Here is a 5,558-nt window from a genome sequence, read left to right on the forward strand (position 1 = left end):
TACGCAAAGGGCCGGCTGATCTTCAACCTCGGCCACGGCATCCAGCCGGAAACCCCGATCGCGCATGTCGAGCAGATGCTGAAGCGGGTGCGCGCGTACAGAGAGTGAGTCAGCGAACGCTCGCCAGAACCGCCTGCGACAATGTCGCGGCGTCGGCGCGCGGCAGCGGCAAATAGCGTGCCCCCATTTCCCTGGCAAAAGTTTCCGCCAAAGCGCCTGGGCGCGGCGATGTATCGACCAGCACGTCGCGATCCCTGCCGCACGCAATTGCCGCGCAGCGCTCATCGCGTCTCCCTCTGCCCGCGGACGTCCTTGTCCGCCATCGCGCGCAATGTTGGCACGGCCGTCGGTCAGCAAGATAATCGTCGGAGTTTGTCCCTAATCCGAAAGCGCGCTCCGCGCAGGCCATCGGTGCCGAGGGTCATGCAGAGCTTGGCCGCGCGTTCCAGCGCCGCGTCCGGCACAGTAAGCGACGGCAGCCGGTCGCGTGCCGAGGTGATTTTCTTCCGAAGCTTGGTTTCTTCCTTGGCCCATTTCGTGATGAAGGCCGCGGTATCGCTCTCGAACTCGTCGCGGCGGCGCACGACTTCGATGCGGCTGGGTAGATCGTCCGGCGTCTTCACTTCGACCGAGAGACCAAAACGGTCCAGCAATTGCGGGCGCAGTTCACTCCCCGTCATGGTGTGCGATCCCGTGCTGTGCAAAGAGATCAGCGACCTCTTGATCGATCGCTACGGTATCTATGTCCAGCCGATCAACTATCCGACGGTACCGCGCGGCACCGAACGGTTGCGCATCACGCCCTCACCGCACCATACCGATGCCGATATCGAGCATCTGGTCCAGGCGCTGGCGGAAATCTGGGCGGAGGTCGGGCTCGCCAAGGCCGCATGAGCTGCGCGCGTGTGCGTGTCAGCCGCGTTTGGCGCGCGCCGACGGCCGCGTAAGCCGGAGCCTGCCGTGGGTTCGCGGCAGGTATTGAGCTCCCCTGGCGCTGAGGAAATCCAGCATGGCCTGCGCTGGCGGCAGCAGGACCTTGTCCTTGCGGGAGAGCACGAACCATTGACGGATTACCGGCAGGCCATCGACATCCAGCGTCACCAGCCGCCGCTCATCGAGTTCTGTGGCCACCGTGTGCGCGGAAATGAAGGCGATCCCGAGACCTGCGATCACCGCCTGCTTGATGGTCTCGTTGCTGCTCATCGCCATGCCGATCTTCGGGCGAACGCCGGCGGTTTCGAACAGCTGCTCCATCAACCCGCGCGTCCCCGATCCGGGCTCGCGCGTGAGGAACGTCTCGTCGGCAAGCGCGGACAGTGCAAGGCGCGACTTTCGCGCGAGCCGATGCGTGGTCGGCGCGATGATGACATGGGGATGATCGCCGATCAGGTGGACGTTCATGGGAATGTCTACCGGCGGCCGGCCCATGATCGCGATGTCCAGATCATAGCCGCGAAGCGCCATTCCGATTTCCTGGCGGTTCCCAATCGAAAGCGCGACATCGATGTTGGGATAGAGCCGCGAAAATCCGGAAATGGCGAACGGCACGAAATATTTGGCGGTGCTGACGGCGCCGATCGAGATTCGCCCGGCGGTCTTTCCCGCGATCATGTCGAGCGACGTCTCGCAAGAGGCGGCGGCGGCCTCGATGCGCTCGGTGAGTGCAAGCACTTCACGGCCGGCGTCCGTCAGCAACATGCCGTCGCTGGTCCGCTGAATCAAAGGCATGCCGGCGAGCGCCTGCAGGTTGCGAAGTTGCAGCGTGACCGCGGGCTGCGTCAGATGAAGTTGCTTGGCTGCGGCGGTAACGGAGCGATGTTTCGCAACGGCGGCCAGCGCCCGCAACTGGCGCAGCGTCAATTCCCGCGAAAAACGGCCCGCCATGTCGGTATCCCTATAAGTAAAACTTTGCCCTCACAAAAGATAACAAAATTTCACTAATTCAGCAAATTGCGCTTCCTTTGCAGCGCGGATTGCCGACCGGCGAACCGCATTCAACAGCCCCGGAGAGGGCGCAGGGAGACGGCCATGGACGAGCGCGCGACGCTGCGTTCGCATCTCAACCGGTGGGCGCCGCAGACGCCGCACGGCGCTGCGGCCGCTGAGGTAATCGAGGTTATTGCCGCGGCGGCGGTCGAACTGGCCGCCCGAATCGCCGACGGACCGCTGGCCGGCATTACCGGCGCCGGCAATGGCGTCAATTCCGACGGCGATCAGCAAAAGGATATCGACGTTCTGGCCGACGAGATGATGCGGGCCGCGTTACGCAACGCCCCGGTTGCCGCGGTGTTGTCCGAGGAACTGGCGCTGCCTGAAACCCTCAACCCCGATGCGCCGCTTTGTGTCGCGATCGATCCGCTCGATGGATCCGCCAACCTCGAAAACAACATCTCGGTCGGCACCATCTTTTCGATAAGGCCGCGGGGCAATGATATCCTCTCGACTTTCTTCGAGCCCGGCACGGGGCAATGCGCCGCGGGCTTCGTCGTCTACGGTCCGCAGACCACGCTGGTGCTCGGCCACAACGGCCGCGTCGATATCTTCATCCTCGACCGGCGCACCCGGCAATTCCTGCTGATCGGGCAGGACGTCAAGATTGCACCCGACACGCCGGAATTCGCCATTAACGCGTCCAACCGCAGGCACTGGCACGGACCGGTGCGCGCCTATATCGACGAATGTCTCGCCGGCACCAACGGCGACCGCGGAGCGGATTTCAACATGCGCTGGATCGGGTCGCTGGTGGCGGAAGCGTTTCGCATTCTGGTGCGCGGCGGCGTGTTTCTGTATCCGGCCGATGCCCGGTCCGGCTATCGCGAAGGCCGGCTGCGCCTGTTGTACGAAGCCCATCCGATGGCTCTGATCATGGAGTGGGCAGGAGGCGCCGCCACCACCGGGCGCCGGCGCATCCTGGAACTCGGGGCGAAGACGCCGCACCAGCGCGTGCCGCTGATCATGGGCTCGGCGCGCGGCGTTCGCGACGTCGCCGCCATCCATGAAGGCATCGAGCCGATGTTCGACAATTCCGACGCACCGCTGTTCGCGCGGCGCGGTCTGTTTCGCTGAAAGTGCCCCGGCCGATGTCGCGCAGTCACCCCATCATCTCGATCACAGGCTCTTCCGGCGCCGGCACCAGCTCGGTCAAGAAGACCTTCGAGAACATTTTCCGTCGCGAGAAGGTCGCCGCGGCTTATATCGAGGGCGACGCATTTCACCGTTATAATCGCGCCGAGATGCGCACGAGGATGGCGGAGGAAGCCGAGCGCGGCAACAAGCACTTCAGCCATTTCAGCCCCGAGACCAATCTGTTCGAAGAGCTGGAGCGGGTATTTCGCGATTACGGCGAGTCCGGCACCGGAACGACCCGGCATTACGTGCATGACGACGACGAGGCCAAACTGTACGGCGCCGAACCAGGCACCTTCACCGAATGGGGCCAGTTACCGGAACGCTCCGACCTGTTGTTCTATGAAGGCCTGCACGGCGCCGTCGTGACCGAAAAGGTCAATATCGCCCAGCATGCCGATCTCAAGATCGGCGTCGTTCCCGTGATCAATCTGGAATGGATCCAGAAGCTGCATCGCGACCGCAGCGACCGCGGCTACAGCCAGGAAGCGGTGACCGACACCATTCTGCGGCGCATGCCGGATTACGTAAATTACATCTGTCCGCAGTTCGCCGAAACCGACATCAATTTCCAGCGCGTGCCGACCGTCGACACCTCGAACCCCTTCATCGCGCGCTGGATCCCTACGCCGGACGAATCGATGGTGGTGATCCGGCTGAAGAATCCGCGCGGCATCGATTTCCCTTACCTGCTGTCGATGATCCCGAACAGTTTCATGTCGCGCGCAAATTCGATCGTGATTCACGGGGCCAAACTCGACCTGGCGATGCAGCTCATCCTCACCCCCCTGATTCTGCAACTGATGGAACGCAAGAGGCGCACGGTATGAGTGTTCATGCTCTCCAATCCTTTACCGGCCGCGCGCATGTAGCGCATGCCGACATGGCGAACGCGATTCGCTTCCTGGCCATCGATGCGGTCGAAAAGGCGAAGTCGGGACATCCGGGCATGCCGATGGGCATGGCCGACGTCGCCACGGTGCTGTTCTCGCGTTTCCTCAAATTCGACCCCGCCGATCCGGCGTGGCCCGACCGCGACCGTTTTGTGTTGTCCGCCGGCCATGGCTCGATGTTGCTCTATGCGCTGCTTCACCTGACGGGCTACGAGGCGGTGACATCGGACGAGCTGCGGGCATTCAGACAGTGGGGATCCAAGACCCCAGGCCATCCCGAATATGGCCACACGCCCGGCGTGGAAACCACCACCGGGCCGCTCGGGCAGGGCATCGCGACGGCGGTCGGCATGGCCCTGGCCGAGCGGCTGCTGAATGCCCGCTTCGGCGACGAATTCGTCGATCATCATACCTATGTCCTCGCCGGCGATGGCTGCCTGATGGAGGGCTTGAGCCATGAGGCGATCTCACTGGCCGGGCACCTGCGGCTGAACCGGCTGATCGTGCTGTTTGACGACAACGAAATTTCAATCGACGGATCGACGTCGCTGTCCTGTTCGGATGACCAGCTGACGCGATTCCAGGCCTCAGGCTGGTCGACCTGCCGTATTGACGGGCACGATCCGGAAGCCATTACGGAGGCGATCGAACGCGCGCGGGGCAACGACCGGCCATCGCTGATCGCCTGCCGCACGGTGATCGGTTTCGGCGCCCCGAACCGGCAGGGTACCGAAAAGGCGCACGGTGCGCCGCTCGGCGCCGACGAAGTCGCCAAGACGCGCGCTGCCTTGAACTGGCCCTATCAGCCTTTCGAGATCCCGGATCAAATCGCCGAGCAATGGCGCATGATCGGGACGCGAGGGCAGGCGGCCCGGCGGAACTGGATCGAGCGGACCAGGCGTCATCAATCTCCCGCGCGTTCGCCGTTTCATGACGCGCTGAACCGGAAATTGCCGTGCGAGTACGCCGGCGCAATGGATCAGCTCCGAAACCATTTCGGCACCGAGCGGCCCACCATCGCTACCCGGCAGGCTTCGCAACTGGTGATCGACGCGATCGCGGAAGTCTTGCCGAACTTGCTGGGCGGCTCGGCCGACCTCACTCACTCCAATCTCACCCGCGCCAGGACGCAGCGGCCGGTGCGGAGCGATTTCTTCGAAGGCGATTATGTTCACTATGGCGTTCGCGAGCATGCGATGGCGGCGGCGATGAACGGCGTCGCATTGCATGGTGGCTTCATTCCCTACGGCGGCACGTTCCTCACCTTCGCCGACTACAGCCGTCCGGCAATCCGGCTGGCGGCGCTGATGGGAATCCGGGTCATTCATGTGATGACGCACGACTCGATTGGGCTGGGCGAAGACGGCCCGACCCATCAGCCGGTCGAGCATCTCGCCGCGCTGCGGGCGATTCCCGGCCTGCTGGTGTTTCGGCCCGCTGACGCCATCGAGACCGCGGAAGCCTGGGATTGCGCATTGCGCGCGGAGACCAACCCCTCGGTGCTGTGCCTGTCGCGGCAGGCGCTGCCGGCGTTCCGTG

Annotated in this window: 5 protein-coding genes and 3 pseudogenes; 5 read left to right on the forward strand and 3 right to left on the reverse strand. The window is 63.7% G+C overall.

Annotated elements, in window-relative coordinates:
• On the forward strand, positions 1-108 hold a 108-nt coding region (locus tag QZ213_RS23755; RefSeq protein WP_291688528.1), incomplete at its 5' end, for a uroporphyrinogen decarboxylase family protein.
• 1 nt (position 109) lies between these two features.
• Here QZ213_RS23755 and bchD read toward each other — a convergent pair.
• Positions 110-378: pseudogene (bchD, locus tag QZ213_RS23760) on the reverse strand (magnesium chelatase ATPase subunit D); the annotation flags it as partial.
• A 17-nt stretch (positions 379-395) separates the two neighbouring features.
• Positions 396-668: pseudogene (locus QZ213_RS23765) on the reverse strand (magnesium chelatase ATPase subunit I); the annotation flags it as partial.
• Positions 669-672: 4 nt separating this feature from the next.
• Here QZ213_RS23765 and QZ213_RS23770 point away from each other — a divergent pair.
• Positions 673-894 (forward strand): annotated as a pseudogene (locus QZ213_RS23770) (aminotransferase class I/II-fold pyridoxal phosphate-dependent enzyme); the annotation flags it as partial.
• Positions 895-912: 18 nt separating this feature from the next.
• Here the strand turns inward: QZ213_RS23770 and QZ213_RS23775 are convergent.
• On the reverse strand, positions 913-1,884 hold the full coding sequence (locus QZ213_RS23775) for a LysR family transcriptional regulator (RefSeq protein WP_291688524.1): 972 nt from the start codon (positions 1,882-1,884) through the stop codon (positions 913-915).
• 144 nt (positions 1,885-2,028) lie between these two features.
• On the opposite strand from QZ213_RS23775, the gene QZ213_RS23780 reads away from it, so the two are divergent.
• The 3 genes from QZ213_RS23780 to tkt all read left to right on the forward strand — a co-directional run.
• Entirely contained in the window at positions 2,029-3,066 is a 1,038-nt protein-coding gene (locus QZ213_RS23780) for a class 1 fructose-bisphosphatase (protein WP_291688525.1), read from the forward strand.
• Between the two features lie 14 nt (positions 3,067-3,080).
• On the forward strand, positions 3,081-3,956 hold the full coding sequence (locus QZ213_RS23785) for a phosphoribulokinase (RefSeq protein ID WP_291688526.1): 876 nt from the start codon (positions 3,081-3,083) through the stop codon (positions 3,954-3,956).
• Positions 3,957-4,009: 53 nt separating this feature from the next.
• A partial coding sequence (gene tkt, locus QZ213_RS23790) for a transketolase (protein WP_291688527.1) occupies positions 4,010-5,558 on the forward strand: 1,549 nt, incomplete at its 3' end.

Source organism: Bradyrhizobium sp., from assembly GCF_017881085.1.
Classification (GTDB): domain Bacteria; phylum Pseudomonadota; class Alphaproteobacteria; order Rhizobiales; family Xanthobacteraceae; genus Bradyrhizobium.

Bases quoted from the DNA above. Each gene is read 5' to 3' on its own strand.
- QZ213_RS23775 (WP_291688524.1), bottom strand. From the start codon at position 1,884: ATGGCGGGCCGTTTTTCGCGGGAATTGACGCTGCGCCAGTTGCGGGCG.
- QZ213_RS23780 (WP_291688525.1), top strand. From the start codon at position 2,029: ATGGACGAGCGCGCGACGCTGCGTTCGCATCTCAACCGGTGGGCGCCG.
- QZ213_RS23785 (WP_291688526.1), top strand. From the start codon at position 3,081: ATGTCGCGCAGTCACCCCATCATCTCGATCACAGGCTCTTCCGGCGCC.